The organism is Pseudomonas sp. GL_103 (genome assembly GCF_057835175.1).
Genome location: NZ_CM174420.1, coordinates 1,422,160 through 1,437,440 on the forward strand (window position 1 = coordinate 1,422,160; position 15,281 = coordinate 1,437,440).

At 58.9% G+C, this 15,281-nt stretch carries 13 protein-coding genes; 4 read left to right on the forward strand and 9 right to left on the reverse strand.

The features are described 5' to 3' along the window. Positions 1–62: 62 nt before the first annotated feature. Positions 63–731 (reverse strand): COG3650 family protein, encoded by a 669-nt coding sequence (locus AC3IP0_RS06405; protein WP_489318647.1) that lies wholly within the window; start codon positions 729–731, stop codon positions 63–65. A 134-nt stretch (positions 732–865) separates the two neighbouring features. Here AC3IP0_RS06405 and AC3IP0_RS06410 point away from each other — a divergent pair, with 134 nt between their 5' ends. Then, positions 866–1,966 (forward strand): acyltransferase family protein, encoded by a 1,101-nt coding sequence (locus AC3IP0_RS06410; protein ID WP_489326935.1) that lies wholly within the window; start codon positions 866–868, stop codon positions 1,964–1,966. Positions 1,967–1,987: 21 nt separating this feature from the next. Here AC3IP0_RS06410 and AC3IP0_RS06415 read toward each other — a convergent pair whose 3' ends face one another. Then, positions 1,988–2,587, reverse strand: coding sequence for a short chain dehydrogenase (locus AC3IP0_RS06415; protein ID WP_489318649.1), 600 nt, complete (start codon positions 2,585–2,587; stop codon positions 1,988–1,990). 107 nt (positions 2,588–2,694) lie between these two features. On the opposite strand from AC3IP0_RS06415, the gene AC3IP0_RS06420 reads away from it, so the two are divergent. Then, on the forward strand, positions 2,695–3,603 hold the full coding sequence (locus AC3IP0_RS06420) for a LysR family transcriptional regulator (RefSeq protein WP_489326937.1): 909 nt from the start codon (positions 2,695–2,697) through the stop codon (positions 3,601–3,603). A 158-nt stretch (positions 3,604–3,761) separates the two neighbouring features. On the opposite strand, the gene AC3IP0_RS06425 is transcribed toward AC3IP0_RS06420, so the two are convergent. The 5 genes from AC3IP0_RS06425 to AC3IP0_RS06445 all read right to left on the reverse strand — a co-directional run bounded on the left by AC3IP0_RS06425 (position 3,762) and on the right by AC3IP0_RS06445 (position 8,764). Beyond that, the gene (locus AC3IP0_RS06425) at positions 3,762–4,463 is read right to left on the reverse strand and encodes an ABC transporter ATP-binding protein (RefSeq protein WP_489326938.1); all 702 of its coding nucleotides are present in this window, start codon (positions 4,461–4,463) and stop codon (positions 3,762–3,764) included. Continuing rightward, positions 4,464–5,231: a high-affinity branched-chain amino acid ABC transporter ATP-binding protein LivG gene (gene livG / locus AC3IP0_RS06430; protein ID WP_489318651.1), complete on the reverse strand. Its 768-nt coding sequence runs from the start codon at positions 5,229–5,231 to the stop codon at positions 4,464–4,466. Further along, positions 5,228–6,484, reverse strand: a complete 1,257-nt coding sequence (locus AC3IP0_RS06435; protein ID WP_223444349.1) for a high-affinity branched-chain amino acid ABC transporter permease LivM — start codon at positions 6,482–6,484, stop codon at positions 5,228–5,230. The genes livG and AC3IP0_RS06435 overlap by 4 nt, the downstream gene beginning before the upstream one ends. Continuing rightward, entirely contained in the window at positions 6,481–7,404 is a 924-nt protein-coding gene (gene livH / locus AC3IP0_RS06440; RefSeq protein ID WP_150812950.1) for a high-affinity branched-chain amino acid ABC transporter permease LivH, read from the reverse strand. Before livH ends, AC3IP0_RS06435 begins: the two co-directional genes overlap by 4 nt. Before the next feature lie 232 nt (positions 7,405–7,636). Further along, positions 7,637–8,764, reverse strand: coding sequence for a branched-chain amino acid ABC transporter substrate-binding protein (locus tag AC3IP0_RS06445; RefSeq protein WP_489318652.1), 1,128 nt, complete (start codon positions 8,762–8,764; stop codon positions 7,637–7,639). Positions 8,765–9,114: 350 nt separating this feature from the next. Between AC3IP0_RS06445 and AC3IP0_RS06450 the strand changes: the two genes are divergently transcribed. Further along, on the forward strand, positions 9,115–9,420 hold the full coding sequence (locus AC3IP0_RS06450) for a DUF2288 domain-containing protein (RefSeq protein WP_046043985.1): 306 nt from the start codon (positions 9,115–9,117) through the stop codon (positions 9,418–9,420). Between the two features lie 295 nt (positions 9,421–9,715). Here the strand turns inward: AC3IP0_RS06450 and AC3IP0_RS06455 are convergent, their stop codons facing one another. Then, on the reverse strand, positions 9,716–11,911 hold the full coding sequence (locus AC3IP0_RS06455) for a hypothetical protein (protein ID WP_489318653.1): 2,196 nt from the start codon (positions 11,909–11,911) through the stop codon (positions 9,716–9,718). Positions 11,912–12,108: 197 nt separating this feature from the next. On the opposite strand from AC3IP0_RS06455, the gene AC3IP0_RS06460 reads away from it, so the two are divergent. Continuing rightward, a complete protein-coding gene (locus tag AC3IP0_RS06460; RefSeq protein ID WP_489326939.1) occupies positions 12,109–13,005 on the forward strand; it encodes an NAD(P)-dependent oxidoreductase in 897 nt (298 codons plus the stop codon). Here the strand turns inward: AC3IP0_RS06460 and AC3IP0_RS06465 are convergent. Beyond that, positions 12,962–15,178 carry a putative bifunctional diguanylate cyclase/phosphodiesterase gene (locus tag AC3IP0_RS06465; protein WP_489318655.1) on the reverse strand — a complete coding sequence of 739 codons (2,217 nt, stop codon included), beginning with the start codon at positions 15,176–15,178 and terminating at the stop codon, positions 12,962–12,964. The two genes, AC3IP0_RS06460 and AC3IP0_RS06465, sit on opposite strands and share 44 nt — an antisense overlap. Positions 15,179–15,281 lie beyond the last annotated feature (103 nt).

The following is a 15,281-nucleotide window of genomic DNA, read 5'->3' on the forward strand; positions in this document are numbered from 1 at the left end:
CCAGGGCGTTTGAAGCCCGCGATTATAAGCCCCAAAGGCGCAGGCCCGTGAGGCTTAAACGATCAGTCGTCGCGCGATCCGCCGAAATACCCGCAGCCGCGCTGTACCTGACCGTCGATGCGCAGTTCGGCGCTCATGTGCTGGATGCTGCCAGTGCTGCTGTCGACGCAACGTTGCGGTGCAACCCAAAGTTCGATGTGCTGGTTGTTGGCTTCGGTGCTGAGGTTGAAACGACCATCGCCCAGTTGCTCCTCGACGTAAGGCACGGCCAACGGCGGCTGGCCGGCCCGCTCGAGGACCATGCCTTTGCCGCTGACTTTCACGCTCCACTCCGGGGTGTGGCCGGCGGCGCGCAGGATCAGCAGCTTGAAATTCTGATCGTCGCACACGTTGCCCGAGCGCTCGACGCGGTACAGCTGCTCCAGATCGAGCTGGCCGTCACCACCGCTGCCGGCCACAACCCGCCCGCGCACGTCGGCAAACAGCTTGCCCTGCTTGTCCGCCAGGTTTGCGGCCTGCTGCAGGACGCTAGTACCGCCCGTGTCGTTGACCACGTAACGGTTTGTCTGATTACACGGCTGGAACAGCAGTTTGCCGTCCGCCGCGGTCAACTGGCCTTGCATGCGTGTCTGGCCGACATGGGAGGCGTTCTGCCGCTCACCCTCGAACAACTGGCAAGCGGCGAACAGCGGAAGCAGGGCAACGAGGACTAAGGAACGGGCAACACGCATCTTGGGGTCTCCTGACAGGTGCCGCCACGTTACTCAGGCAAGCCTGTGATCACAAGGCTTGTGTGTCAGGGATTGAGTTGCCGGGGACGTCGCAGCATAGTGGCGCACTTGTCCAGGATCGGGCCCACTTTGGCATGAACCAACACCTGTCTGTTTTCCCCAAACGGCTGTACGTATTGGATGCACTGCGCGGTATCGCGGCGTTGGCGGTGGTGTTCTGGCACTGGCAGCACTTCTTTTTTCAAGGGGCAGTGCCGGGTCCGCTGCAAACCGGGCAGCAACCTTTCTACAGCCTGTTCTCATTGTTTTATCAGCATGGGGGCGATGCGGTTGCGCTGTTCTTCAGCTTGTCCGGGTTCATCTTTTTCTGGTTGTTCGGTCATGCCGTGGCGCGCAGAGAGCTGACCGCAAAACAGTTTTTCATCGAGCGTTTCAGCCGTATCTATCCGCTGTATCTGGCAACCTTCGGCGCTGTTGCGCTGCTACAGATGGTCTACACAGGGTATGAGGGAAACGCTTTTGTTTATCCGTTCAATGATGTCTATCACGGCGTGTTGAACATTTTTCTCGCCCCTGCGTGGGGATTGGAACAAGGCTGGTCTTTCAACGGCCCGGCCTGGTCGATCTCTGTTGAAGTGCTGCTCTACGCGGCGTTCTTCTTGCTGTGGCGCTATTCACCTTTTCCAGCGCTGATCAGCTTTTTGTTGATCGCCGTGGCGGCCTGGATCTTTCCTGCACAGTACAAAATCACCCTTGGCGTGTTCAGTTTTTTCTGCGGTGGCGTTGGTTATGTGTGGCTGGCGTGGCTGCTGCAACGGGCGCCCGCTCGTTGGGTGGGCGTTTGTTTAACGACAGGTTGTGCAGCGGGATGGTGGCTGTTTGGCGCTGATCAGCCGCTGATCAAGTTTGCGCTGTTGTTTCCGCTGACGATCATGGCCATTGCGGCGTGTCATCAGTTGCTGGAACCGGTCGCCCGGCGTTTGGCGTGGCTGGGTGATATCAGCTACGCCGCCTATTTGCTGCACTTCCCACTGCAAATTATCGCCGCGCTGCTGGCGGATAAATTCTTCCCGGGGCGTAGCATCTTTTATCAACCCTGGACGTTGCTGCTGTTTTTTTCGGTACTGATCGGTGCCAGCCTGATCTGTCATCGATGGTTCGAACGGCCGATGCAACAGTGGCTGCGACAGTTCGGGCGCGAGCGCCTGGCGAACGGCGTGATCGCTCGCCAGTAACGCGTCTGTCAGGAAGGACGGTCAGCCGACGTGATAGGTCTGACCTGTTTGCAGGCCTTCCACGCTTTTGGCGTAGGCCAAGGCCACATCTACCGCAGGAACCGGCTTGTAGCCGCGGAAGTACGGGGCATAGCTGCCCATGGCTTCGACGAGCACAGTCGGGCTGATGGAATTCACCCGCAGACCGCGTGGCAGTTCGATGGCGGCGGCGCGGACGAAGCTGTCCAGTGCACCGTTGACCAGTGCTGCCGAGGCACCGCTGTAGATCGGATCGTGGCTGAGTACGCCGGTGGTGAAGGTGAACGAAGCGCCGTCGTTGGCGAACTCGCGGCCGATCAGCAGCAGATTGACCTGGCCCATGAGCTTGTCTTTCAGGCCCAGGGCAAAGCTCTCTTCGGTCATCTCGCTGAGTGGTGCGAAGGTCACGTTGCCGGCGGCACACACCAGTGCATCGAATTTGCCGGTCTGCTCGAACAGTTTGCGAATCGAGGTACTGTCACTGATGTCCACCTGAAAGTCGCCGCTGGTGCGACCGATGCGGATGATTTCATGGCGTTGCGACAGTTCCTTGTCGACGGCCGAACCGATGGTGCCGCCTGCGCCGATCAAAAGAATTTTCATGAAAGCTGATCCTCGTAGTGGGTTGAACGAGGTATCAGTTTAGGGTGGTTTTTTCCGTAGATAAGCGCACTAATAGGCAACCTTTGGTTTTCAAATGGAAACAATCCATGAGCGAGATGGATGACCTCGCCGCGTTCGCGGTGTTGATCGAAGCGGGAAGTTTCACCCTGGCGGCGCAGCAGCTCGGTTGCAGCAAAGGCCAACTGTCCAAGCGCATCAGCCAGCTGGAAGCGCAGTTTTCCGTGGTGTTGTTGCAACGTACCACCCGCCGCTTGAGCCTGACCGCCGCCGGTGCTGCGTTGTTGCCACAGGCCCAGGCGCTGGTGGTGCAAGTCGAGCGGGCGCGCCAGGCCCTGGCGCGTCTGAAGGACGACATGGCTGGCCCGGTGCGGATGACGGTGCCGGTGTCGCTCGGGGAAACCTTCTTCGATGGCCTGTTGCTGGAGTTCTCCGCCAAGTATCCCCAGGTGCAGATCGAGCTGGAGCTCAATAACAGCTACCGCGAACTGTCTCGCGACGGCTTCGATCTGGCGATTCGTTCCGACGTGGCCATTGACCAGCGACTGGTGGCGCGTCCGCTGCTGGCGTGGCAAGAGCTGACCTGTGCCAGCCCGGCTTATCTGGAGCAATACGGTGAACCGCAAACGCCCCAGGCGCTGGCCGAGCATCGCTGTCTGCTCAACAGTCACTACAGCGGCCGCGAGGAATGGCTGTATCACCAGCAGCACGAGTTATTGCGGGTGCGGGTGTCGGGGCTCTTCGCCAGCAACCACTACAACCTGTTGAAGAAGGCCGCACTGGTCGGTGCCGGTATTGCACGCCTGCCATCCTACTGTTTGCCAACAGAACTGGCCGACGGGCGTTTGCGATGGCTCCTGCGCGATTATCAGACTCGCAGCATGCCGATGTACCTGGTGCATCCGTATCAGGGCGGATTGCCCAAGCGTACGCAGGTACTGGCGGATTATCTGATCGGGTGGTTCAAGCGCAGTGGGGAGGTACTGGATCGGCTGTAGGAGCTGCCGAAGGCTGCGATCTTTTGACTTTGAACTTTCAGGACCGTGGTGAGCCAAGAGCAAGATCAAAAGATCGCAGCCTTCGGCAGCTCCTACACTGAGCATGTCCTTCATAAAAAAACGGCCCGCAAAGGCCGTTTTTTGTTTACCGCAATGGCTCAACCACCGAGGTACGCTTCGCGCACTTTCGGGTCGGTCAGCAGTGCTTCACCGGTGCCTTGCATCACCACCCGGCCGTTCTCCAGAACGTAGGCACGGTCAGCGATCTTCAGCGCCTGGTTGGCGTTCTGCTCGACCAGGAACACCGTCACACCGTCCTTGCGCAGCTGTTCGATGATGTCGAAGATCTGCTGGATGATGATCGGTGCCAGGCCCAGGGAAGGCTCGTCGAGCAGCAACAGCTTGGGCTTGCTCATCAACGCACGGCCGATGGCGAGCATTTGCTGTTCGCCGCCGGACATGGTGCCGCCGCGCTGGTCGAAGCGCTCTTTCAGGCGTGGGAAAAGTCCGAGAACCTTGTCCATTTGTTCCTGATAATCGCCCTTGGCGGTGAAGAAACCACCCATGGAGAGGTTTTCTTCCACGGTCAAACGGGAAAACACCCGACGACCTTCCGGCACCACGGCAATGCTCTTGCGCATGATCTGCGAGGATTCCTGGCCGATCAGTTCCTCACCCATGTAGCGGATGCTGCCGCTGTGGGCGCGCGGCGAACCGCACAGGGTCATCAGCAGAGTGGACTTGCCGGCACCGTTGGCACCGATCAGAGTCACGATCTCGCCCTGGCGGACTTCGACGTTGACGCTGTGCAGGGCCTGGATCTTGCCATAGAAGGTGGAAACGTTTTCGAACTGCAGCATTTACGCTTCCCCCAGGTAGGCTTTGATCACTTCAGGATTGTCGCGGATCTGTTCCGGCGTGCCGTTGGCCAGGGGCGTGCCCTGGTTGATCACGACGATGTGGTCGGAAATGCTCATGACCAGTTTCATGTCGTGTTCGATCAGCAGCACGGTGACGTTGTGCTCTTCACGCAGCACGCTGATCAGCGCCTTGAGGTCCTCGGTTTCCTTCGGGTTCAGGCCGGCGGCCGGTTCGTCGAGCATGAGGATCCGCGGACGGGTCATCATGCAGCGAGCGATTTCCAGGCGGCGTTGCTGACCATAGGCCAGGGTGCCGGCCGGGCGGTTGGCGAACTCCTTGAGGTGAACCTTTTCCAGCCAGTACTCGGCGTATTCCATGGCCTCGCGTTCGCTTTTGCGGAACGCCGGGGTCTTGAACAGGCCGGCCAGGAAGTTGGTGTTCAGGTGACGGTGCTGAGCGATCAAGAGGTTCTCGACCGCCGTCATGTCCTTGAACAACCGCACGTTCTGGAAGGTACGTACCACGCCCTTGAGGGCGATCTTGTGGCCGGGCAGGCCCTCGATCGATTCGCCATCGAGCAGGATGCTGCCGCCGCTCGGCTTGTAGAAGCCGGTCAGGCAGTTGAACACGGTGGTTTTGCCGGCGCCGTTGGGGCCGATCAGTGCCACGACCTGTTTTTCCTTCACGCTCAAGGCCACGCCGTTGACCGCCAGCAAGCCGCCGAAGCGCATGCTCAAATTTTCTACTTTCAGGATCTCGCGGCTCATTTGCGCAGCTCCATGTGAGGGCGTTGCATGGGCAGCAGACCTTGAGGACGCCAGATCATCATCAGCACCATCAAGGCGCCGAACATCAACATGCGGTACTCACTGAACTCACGCATCATTTCCGGCAACAGGATCATCACCGTGGCTGCGAGCACCACGCCCAATTGCGAGCCCATGCCGCCCAACACGACGATGGCGAGAATGGTCGCCGACTCGATGAAGGTGAAGGACTCCGGTGTCACCAGGCCCTGACGCGCGGCGAAGAAGCTGCCGGCGAAACCGGCGAAGCAGGCGCCCAGGGTGAAGGCTGAAAGCTTGATGATCGTCGGGTTCAGACCCAACGCACGGCAGGCGATTTCATCTTCACGCAGCGCTTCCCAGGCACGACCCAGGGGCATGCGCAGCAAGCGATTGATGACGAACAGTGCGAACAGCGCAAGGAACAATGCGACCAGGTAAAGGAAAATCACCTTGTTGATCGAGTTGTATTCCAGGCCGAAGTACTCGTGGAACGTCTGCAGGCCTTCAGCGGCTTTACGTTCGAAGGTCAGGCCGAAGAACGTTGGCTTCTCGATGTTGCTGATGCCGTTCGGGCCGCCGGTGATGTCGGTCAGGTTACGCAGGAACAGACGGATGATTTCACCGAAGCCCAGGGTCACGATCGCCAGGTAGTCACCGCGCAGGCGCAGTACCGGGAAACCGAGCAGGAAGCCGAAAGTGGCCGCCATCATCCCGGCGATCGGCAGACAGATCCAGAAGCTCAGGCCGTAGTAATGCGACAGCAGGGCATAACTGTAGGCGCCGACGGCATAGAAGCCGACGTAACCGAGGTCGAGCAGACCGGCCAGGCCGACCACGATGTTCAGGCCGAGGCCGAGCATCACGTAGATCAGCACCAGCGTGGCGATATCCACCGCACCGCGAGAGCCGAAGAACGGCCAGACCAGGGCACCGGCGATCAGCGCGATGATGATCCAGCGCTGAGTGGTCGGCAGGGTCAGGAAGTTACTGGCCTTGGCCGGCATCAGCGGCATGCTTGGCGAAGAACGCCAGGCCGAGCTGATCTGCTGGTCGAACAATACCCGCAGGAACATCAGTACCGAGCACACCGCGATGGTGATCAGGGTGGCGTCGCTGGTGCCATGAACTTCGAGGTTGATGCCGACGATGGTCAGCTTCAGACCGAGTACCGGGTAGGCCACGGCCCACACCAGCAAAGCGCTGAACAGCGCCTGTTTAAGATTCCTAGTCATACCTTCTCAACCTCCGGACGGCCCAGCAGGCCGGTTGGCCGGAACAACAGCACCAAAACCAGCAGACCGAACGCCACGACGTCCTTGTACTGGTCGCCGAATATATCGGCACCAAAGGCTTCCGCCACACCCAGCACCAGCCCGCCGAGCATGGCGCCCGGAATACTGCCGATACCGCCCAGCACCGCTGCGGTGAAGGCCTTGAGGCCGACGAGGAAACCGGCGTTCGGGTTGATCACGCCGTACTGCATGCTCAGCAGGACGGCGGCAATCGCTGCCAGCGCCGCACCGATGACGAAGGTCAGGGCGATGATGTTGTTGGTGTTGATACCCAGCAGGTTGGCCATCTTGATGTCTTCGGCACAGGCGCGGCAGGCGCGACCCAGGCGAGAACGGGAGATGAACAGCGTCAGGCCGAGCATGGCGACAAAGGTCACCACGAACACCACGATTTGCATGTAGGAAATCAGCACTTCATGTGCACCACCTGGCCCAAAGGCAAAGTTGCCCGGAATCAGGTTGGAGATGGATTTGTCCTTGGAGTCTTGCGCCAGCAGAACCGTGTTCTGCAGGAAGATCGACATGCCGATGGCGGAAATCAGCGGGATCAGACGGTTGCTGCCGCGCAGGGGGCGGTAGGCGATCCGTTCGATGCTGTAACCGTAGGCACTGGTGACGACGATGGTCGCGAGGAAAGCGGCGGTCATCAACAGCGGAACACTGTCGAGTCCCAGCATGGCAAGCCCGGCGATGGCGATGAACGCCACGTAGGAGCCAATCATGTATACCTCGCCGTGGGCGAAGTTGATCATTCCAATGATGCCGTAAACCATCGTATAGCCGATGGCGATCAGGGCATACGTGCTGCCAATGGTCAGGCCATTAACCAGCTGTTGGAAGAAGTGATAGATGTCAGGCATTACAGCGCTCCTAAAAACCTGATACGCATTTCACTGGTGGAGTCATTTTCCCGCCCGAGCCCCGTGGATCTGCATCCACTTCGAGTTCGGGGTTTGCCAGCGAACCGCTGATGACGGTTTTGAGATTTTCAGGTGGGGAGACTGGCGGATCACGCCAGCGCGGCCCAATACGTTCGTAAAACAAAGCCCACGGCACGCCGTGGGCTTTATTGGCAGTCAGTCAGGCAACGCCTTACTGAGGCTTGGCTTCAGTTTTAGGTTTGCCGAAGTGCCACTCGTAAACCACGAATTTGAAGTCTTTCAGGTCGCCTTTTTCGTCGAAGCTCAGGTCGCCGGTAGGCGTCTTGAAGGTGCCCGCGTGGATGGCTTCAGCCACTTTGGCGGAGTCTTCGGACTTGGCAGCCTTGATGCCGTCGGCGATCACGGTCACAGCCGAGTAGGCCGGGAACACGAACGGACCGCTCGGATCTTCTTTCTTGGCTTTGAACGCATCAGCCAGGGCAACGTTGGCCGGATCCTGGTCGAAGGATTTCGGCAGGGTCACCAGCAGGCCTTCGGAAGCGTCCTTGGCGATCTGCGAAATGGAGTCGTTACCCACGCCTTCCGGACCCATGAACTTGGCTTTCAGGCCTTTTTCCTGGGATTGACGCAGGATCAGGCCCAGCTCCGGGTGGTAGCCGCCGTAGTAGACGAAGTCGACGTTGGCTTGCTTGAGCTTGGCGATCATCGACGAGAAGTCTTTGTCGCCGGCGTTGATGCCTTCGAACACGGCAACCTTGACGCCTTTGCCTTCCAGGGTTTTCTTCACGGCGCTGGCGATGCCTTCACCGTATTGCTGTTTGTCGTGCAGAACAGCAACGATTTTCGGTTTTACGAAATCGGCAATGTAGTTACCGGCGGCAGGGCCCTGGGCGCTGTCCAGACCGATGGTGCGGAACACCATTTTGTAACCACGGGCGGTGATGTCCGGGCTGGTGGCAGCCGGGGTGATCATGATCACGCCTTCGTCTTCGTAGATGTCCGAAGCCGGCTGAGTGGAGCTGGAGCACAGGTGACCGACCACGAACTTGACGCCGTCGTTGACGACTTTGTTCGCGACTGCCACAGCTTGTTTCGGATCACAGGCGTCATCGTATTCAACGGCTACGAGTTTCTTGCCGTCTACGCCGCCCTTGGCGTTGATTTGCTCGATGGCCATTTTGGCGCCACTGAACTGCATGTCGCCGTATTGGGCTACAGGACCGGTTTTAGGGCCGGCGATGCCGATCTTGATGGTGTCAGCTGCGAACGAATGGCTGGCAACCCCGGCCAGAACCATAGCGGCAAACAGTTTGGAAATCTGCTTAGTAGCCTTAGTCATAGTGCTCCACTCTTACTGTTGTAGTTTTTATAGTCCTGGCGCCGAAAGCAGCAGAACCGGGTCAGATATCTGCGACATTCCCCGGAAAAGCCCCTCGGCAACTGTACCGGTACAGTGTAGAGCGCCGATTGTCAGCCTGGGAAGGCGGCGCCGGGGGACAAAACCTGCAAGTGTCGCTTTATTGAAAGTAAAAGACAGAATTGCGGCGGGGTGTTGAGGGGCTTATAGCCGGATTCAGTGCATTCCCTGGCTTTCCTGCGCTTTTCATTTCGGTCACTCAATTGCATCCGGGTTTTTCTGCCAGTCCACCGACGTTATCATCTGCGTCGATTTCTTTTCCGGACAGTCCCATGAATCAAGAACCTAGCACCCTCTATGCCAAGCTGCTTGGTGAAACCGCATCTATTACCTGGAAAGAGCTGGAGCCGTTCTTCGCCAAGGGTGCCCTATTGTGGGTCGATCCTGGCCTGGATCTGATCGCCGCCGCCGAGGCCGTGGCCCAGGATGAAGGGGAGAAAGTGGCTGCCTGGCTGGCCGCCGACAAGCTCGCCAAGCTGTCTGAAACGCGGGCGCTGGATCTTTTTGAGCGTGATCCGCAGCTGTGGGCCGTGGTTGTTTCGCCGTGGATTCTGGTTCAGGAAAGAGCGCAGGCTTAAAGGTCGCACCTTATTGGTGCGCTTCTTTCAGGGGGGAAAGTGTGTAGCCGAGTAGCGTGATGGCATGTTGCCGTAGAGAAAGGCCACAGCCTCACGGTGACGTAAACGTAACGGGAACAGTTGGGAGGGCAACTGAACGTCTGCTCAATTGTTTCTGGATGTTGATATGCAGTGAGTTCAAGGCCGTCATCGCGAGCAAGCTCGCTCCCACAGTTGACCGCGTTCTCTCAGAAAGAATGCGATCCCTGTGGGAGCGAGCTTGCTCGCGATGGGGGCGACGCGGTTTTGCGTCTTGTTAAGCCGTCTTGCCCGTATGGTTATTCAACGAAATAACCTTGGTCTTGCCGATGCGATGACGGTAGATCTCGCGCAGGTACTTGATCGATTTCTTCACGCAATCCCGGGACAGGCGGATGTCGTTGATCGAGACGAATTTTTCCTTGTCGTTGATCAGCTCGCGGTACTTCTTCTCGTACATCGGCTTGATCGCGTACCAGTTGGTATCGAGGATCTTCGCCGGGTTCTCGAATTCGTTGAGCAACTCGTCGATCCGGTCTTCATCGAACTGTTCGTTGATGATGAAGTCCAGGATCGAGTTGTCCAGGGTCTCGTCGAAGCGGTACGGGTTTTTCGCGAAGCAGCGCTTGATGAAGGCCACGATCAGCGTCAGGAAATCGTCCGAAAGGCACGGGCTCTTGGCGATCAGGGTGGTCAGCGACAGGTTGGCCGAAGCACCGATCACCAGCGCGTAGCGCTTGAGCGTGGTGTTGGGGAACAGGCTGTTGAGGTGAGTCTTCAACCGGTTCAAATCCATGTAGGACAGCTTGTAGTCCTTCGGCAAGGAAACGATCGACACCACCGATGAGCAATTCTTGAAGAAGTGCAGGTCATGCAGGGCCGCCGCGTCGTAACCCGAGTTCTTGTACTGCTCCAGCGACGCGCGATAACGCTTGGACTCGATCGGCAACAGGCTGATGCCTTCGATGGCCTGGGTGACCTTGTTGAAGTGCGGCAGGTCGATCGAACGGAAGAACAGGTCATCGATGTTCAGGCGCTGCGGCTCTTTCTCGAATACCTTGAATTTGTCGCTGCTCGGCGCCGGGGTTTCCGGCACCACGGACTCGGCGTAGGCAATGGCCACCGGGCCGGCCAGGCTCATGAACAGGTCGTTGGCGTCCAGGCGGATGGTTTCGCCGATGTCGATGCCGGCCCGACGGAAATAGTTCTGGTCGTAGTCGGTGGTCACCGCCTGGGCCGTCAGAATGTTGAAAATCTGCTGCGAGATGTACTGGTTGGCATGCTTTTCCATGGCATTGACATCAATGTTCTGGATATTGCCGTCATCGTTCTCTTCGGCGTAACGCATGATGTCGTTGGAGATCAGCATCATCGCGTTCCATGGGCGGATGCGGCCCATGACGCTGGCTTCGCTGCTGTCTTCGTTGGCGAAATTGTAGGAGAAGTCCCACTCTTCCGACAGGTATTTGCACAGCAGGCGGCCGGCGTTGATGTGCAACGCCTCGGACATTTCACTGCGGTGATCGGAAATGTTCGGCAGTACACAGATGCCACTGGTGAAGATCGGTTCGAAGACGAAGGAGTGGCCGCTCTTGCTGTCGTGCTCGTCCATCGGTTTGGTGTCGAACGTCTTGTTCATGTACGAGTGCTGCTGGGCCAGGCCGAATTCCGAGGCCATGCCCGAACCGGTACCGCCGCCGGCACTGAAGATCGAGAAATACAGGCGCGACTGGTTGGCCTTGATGCCGCAGCTGTCGATCAGGTACGAGTGAATCATTTTCCAGTCAGGGCTGGAGAAACGCTGGGTGTCCTTGTTCAGGATGATCTTGGCCAGGTACTGGCCAAGGATCGGCGCGTTACCGGCGCCACCGGCGTGGACTTCCGACAGGTCCATGATTTTCATTTTGCTGTAGTCGCGCAGGAAGCCGCTTTTTTCGCCCTTGCGCGAGAAGCGGATGCGGCCGGCGATGTCCTTGTCCAGGTCGCCGAGCATCACCAGCGGCTCGACCAGAAACACCGGCTTGGTGTTTTTGCTCTGGCCCAGGCGCAGGTTGTTGCGGATCCACTGGGCCGGGCTGTAGCCCTTTTCGGCAAAGCGCTTGTCCGGCGACAGGCGATCTTCGTTGTTGAATTCGTTGAGGTAGAACTTGCGGGCGTTGTACACCAGCTCCGCCACGTCCAGCGCAATGTTCGAGCCGCAGCGGCCCAGGCCGATCAGGCACACCGACGGGAATTCCTGGTCGCTGTGCTGTTCGTTGTCGCCTTCCAGGTGCGGTGCGCGCGGGAACACCATGTCGCGCAGGCCGTCGAGGTTGTCGAGGATGCGGTCGGTGTTGGTTTCGGTGAAGTACAGGTATTGCTGGGTCGCCAGCGGGCGCGATTGAATCAATGGCTTCGGTGATGACGGGCTGTTGGCCGCGGGGCTCAACGTCAGATCGGTTACCGCAGTGGCCGGGTTGTTTTTAGAAGTCATTGTTCGCCATCTACCTGGGCTGATTGGTTGGCCGACTCACTGTCGTCGAACCGTCACGGAATACAATCGCGTCTTTTTTCAGCGCGTACTTGGACCATGCCTTGGTCTTTAGCCTGAGCATTGCTCGGGGGTGAATCCTTTCCTAAGTCATGATGAATCGGCCAATATTCGGTGATCTTTAATCAAGAAGAGGCAAAATGATGTCAACGCTACCTTCGCTAGGGTTTGCCGGGATCGGCCTGATGGGGTTGCCGATGTGCCGGCGCCTGCTGGCCGCGGGTTATCCGCTGGCGGTATGGAATCGCAATCCGGACAAGTGCAAGCCCCTGGTGGAGGCCGGTGCACGCCAGGTCGCCAGCCCGGCCGAACTGTGCCAGCACGCTGACGTGGTGATGCTGTGCCTGGCGGATACGTCGGTCGTACGCGAGGTGGTGTTTGGTCCGGCAGGCATTATCGAAGGGGCAGGAAAAGGCCAGCTGCTGGTGGATTTTTCCAGCCTGGAGCCCAACGCCACGCGGGGAATGGCCGCAGATCTCGCCGCAAAAACCGGCATGGGCTGGCTCGACACGCCGGTGTCCGGTGGTGTGGTCGGTGCCGAGGCTGGAAGCCTGGCGATCATGGTCGGCGGTGACTGGCTGGATCTGGAGCGGGTCCGGCCTGCGCTGTTGAACCTGGGGCAGCGTGTGACACACATGGGCGGCGTCGGGGCAGGGCAGGTGACCAAGGCGTGCAATCAGATGATTGTCGCCTGCAATGCATTGGTGATTGCCGAAGTGGTCGCGCTGGCGGAACGTTCCGGGGTTGATGCCAGCCTGATCGCAGAAGCGCTGGCCGGCGGCTTTGCCGATTCGAAACCCTTGCAGATCCTGGCCCCACAGATGGCGGGAAACCGATTCGAGCCGGTCAAATGGCACGTGCGCACGTTACTCAAGGATCTGGATACGGCGGTGAAGTTTTCCCGTGAACAAGGCTCGGCGACACCGATCAGCGGTTTGGCCGCGCAGTTGATGCGCCTGCATGGGAGTCAGGGTTTCCTTGAAAAAGACCCGTCTACATTAGTGCAGATGTACCGTGAGCCAGACTCAGCGTCGTGACGGTATAGGTGTGCTTGCGCTGGTTGATTTCGTTCAGCACCGCAAGCAACTCGGTTAGTGGCACCGGCCGGCTCAGCAGATAGCCCTGAACGAAGTCACAGCCGTGGTTTTCCAGGAATTGGTATTGCTCGAAGGTTTCGACCCCTTCGGTGACCACTTGCAGGTGCAGGGTATGGGCCATGACGATGATCGCCTGGACAATCTCCATGTCCTGGGTCGCCTTGGGAATGTCCTGGATGAACGAACGGTCGATTTTCAGCGTGTTGAGCGGCAAGCGCTTGAGGTAGGCCAGGGATGAGTAGCCGGTGCCGAAGTCATCGATCGACAGCGAAACGCCGAGGGCGCGTATCTGGCGCAGCAGCACCAGGGTGTTGGCGATATTGCCCATCAAGGCGTTTTCGGTGACCTCCAGTTCCAGGCGGTGGGGCTCCACACCGGAGGCCCGCAATGCGTACTCGATTTCATCGGCCAGTTCTTCGCGCGCCAGGTTCAGGGGCGAGCAGTTCACGGCGATCTTCAGGTCTTCACAGCCCTGGCGCGACAACTCGCCCAAGTCCTCGCAGGCCTTGCGCAGCACCCAGTTGTCCAGCTCGGCGATCAGGCCGTTGGCCTCGGCGATGGCGATAAAGCGATCCGGTACGAGTAAACCGTGGACCGGGTGTTGCCAGCGGATCAAGGCTTCGAGCTTGCTGACCTGACCGGTCTTGAGGTCATAGATCGGCTGGTAATAGAGCATCAGGCCGGTGTCTTCACGCAGGGCGTGGCGCAACTCTTCTTCCAGTTGCAGCTCGAGTGTGGCGCGGGTTTTCAGGTTGGCGCTGAAAAAGTTCAGCCCGTTGCGACCGCTGCCCTTGGACTGATACAGCGCCAGGTCGGCGTTCTTCAACAGTTCCTCACAGGTCTTGCCGTCTTCCGGAAACAGGCTGATGCCGATGCTGGTGGTCATGACCATGCGCCTGCCGGCCAGCTCGATGGGCTCCTTCATTTTCAGCATGATGCGTTGGGCCATATGCCGCGCCTCTTCACGATCATGCAGGTCGATGAGCAGGCAGAACTCGTCGCCTCCGAAGCGCGCGACCACATCTTCGTGACTGCGAACCGAACTCTTGATGTGCCCGGCAAGCACTTTGAGCAGTTCGTCACCGGCATCGTGGCCAAGGCTGTCGTTGATCCGCTTGAAATGGTCGATGTCCAGGAACATGACCGCCAGCATCCCGCCTTTGTTGGATTTCTCGATGAGTTTTTCGGCGAAGATCTGGTTGAATCCGCGGCGGTTGATCAGGTTGGTCAGCGCGTCGTAGTGCGCCACCTGTTGCAGCGACATGCGCGCCTGGTCCAGCTGGCTGAGCAGGGAGTTGACCCGTTGCAGGTCGTGGTCCTTGCGTTGCAGTCTCTTGTCCGCCAGTGCCGCGCTGATGCTGCTGCCGATGATCAGCAGGGTCATGACCGCCACGGTCAGTGCCAGTTGCAGTTGGCTGTGTTCGCCGGTTTGCGCTGGCACGCTGTCGCTGGGCAGCACCAGGTTGAAGGCGGCCATGGCCGTGAGGTGCATACCGAGGATGCCCGCCCCGAGCAACAGGCTGGCGCAGTATTTGAAGAGATGATGCAGCATGCCGGCGCCGTCACGCAGATACCATGCCAGTAACAAGGCTGCCAGCGCGGCACCGATCGCGATCACGATGGAAAGGGCAAACAGGCCCGGATGGTAATAGACCGAGGCATTGGAGTGCATGGCCGTCATGCCCACGTAATGCATGGTCGCGATACCCAGGCCGATTCCGATCGATGCCTTTAGACAGCGCTGCAAACTCAAGTCCGGGAGGCTGAGGGTATGCATTGCCAGCCACGCGGCGAGCAGCGCGATGGTCAGCGAGAACAGCGTGACAGGCAGTTGGTAGTGAAGATCGACAGGCGCCTGGAAGGCCAGCATCCCGACGAAGTGCATGGCCCAGATACTGCCGGCCAGGCATCCGCTGCCCACCCAGCGCCAGAGCGTTTGGGACGCGGATTTTTCAGCGTGAGCAACCCGTTCGGCCATGTCCAGTGTCGCGAAGCTGCCAACACAGGCGACCAGATAAGCCAGCAGCACCAGAAAAGGGTCATGTGTGCAATTAAGTATGACCTGCCCACTCTCTGGTAGCTCGGTAATGAAATGCAAACCAAGCCACTCCATAGCATGCCCCCATCGTTATCCCTCAGGCCGGCGCAAGGAGCGTCGGCGAATGTCCTGGAGTATAGAGGGCATGGGTGGGGTGCAAGCGGTAGTGGCACATTGC

Bases quoted from the DNA above. Each gene is read 5' to 3' on its own strand.
- AC3IP0_RS06405 (WP_489318647.1), bottom strand. From the start codon at position 731: ATGCGTGTTGCCCGTTCCTTAGTCCTCGTTGCCCTGCTTCCGCTGTTC.
- AC3IP0_RS06410 (WP_489326935.1), top strand. From the start codon at position 866: ATGAACCAACACCTGTCTGTTTTCCCCAAACGGCTGTACGTATTGGAT.
- AC3IP0_RS06415 (WP_489318649.1), bottom strand. From the start codon at position 2,587: ATGAAAATTCTTTTGATCGGCGCAGGCGGCACCATCGGTTCGGCCGTC.
- AC3IP0_RS06420 (WP_489326937.1), top strand. From the start codon at position 2,695: ATGAGCGAGATGGATGACCTCGCCGCGTTCGCGGTGTTGATCGAAGCG.
- AC3IP0_RS06425 (WP_489326938.1), bottom strand. From the start codon at position 4,463: ATGCTGCAGTTCGAAAACGTTTCCACCTTCTATGGCAAGATCCAGGCC.
- livG (WP_489318651.1), bottom strand. From the start codon at position 5,231: ATGAGCCGCGAGATCCTGAAAGTAGAAAATTTGAGCATGCGCTTCGGC.
- AC3IP0_RS06435 (WP_223444349.1), bottom strand. From the start codon at position 6,484: ATGACTAGGAATCTTAAACAGGCGCTGTTCAGCGCTTTGCTGGTGTGG.
- livH (WP_150812950.1), bottom strand. From the start codon at position 7,404: ATGCCTGACATCTATCACTTCTTCCAACAGCTGGTTAATGGCCTGACC.
- AC3IP0_RS06445 (WP_489318652.1), bottom strand. From the start codon at position 8,764: ATGACTAAGGCTACTAAGCAGATTTCCAAACTGTTTGCCGCTATGGTT.
- AC3IP0_RS06450 (WP_046043985.1), top strand. From the start codon at position 9,115: ATGAATCAAGAACCTAGCACCCTCTATGCCAAGCTGCTTGGTGAAACC.
- AC3IP0_RS06455 (WP_489318653.1), bottom strand. From the start codon at position 11,911: ATGACTTCTAAAAACAACCCGGCCACTGCGGTAACCGATCTGACGTTG.
- AC3IP0_RS06460 (WP_489326939.1), top strand. From the start codon at position 12,109: ATGATGTCAACGCTACCTTCGCTAGGGTTTGCCGGGATCGGCCTGATG.
- AC3IP0_RS06465 (WP_489318655.1), bottom strand. From the start codon at position 15,178: ATGGAGTGGCTTGGTTTGCATTTCATTACCGAGCTACCAGAGAGTGGG.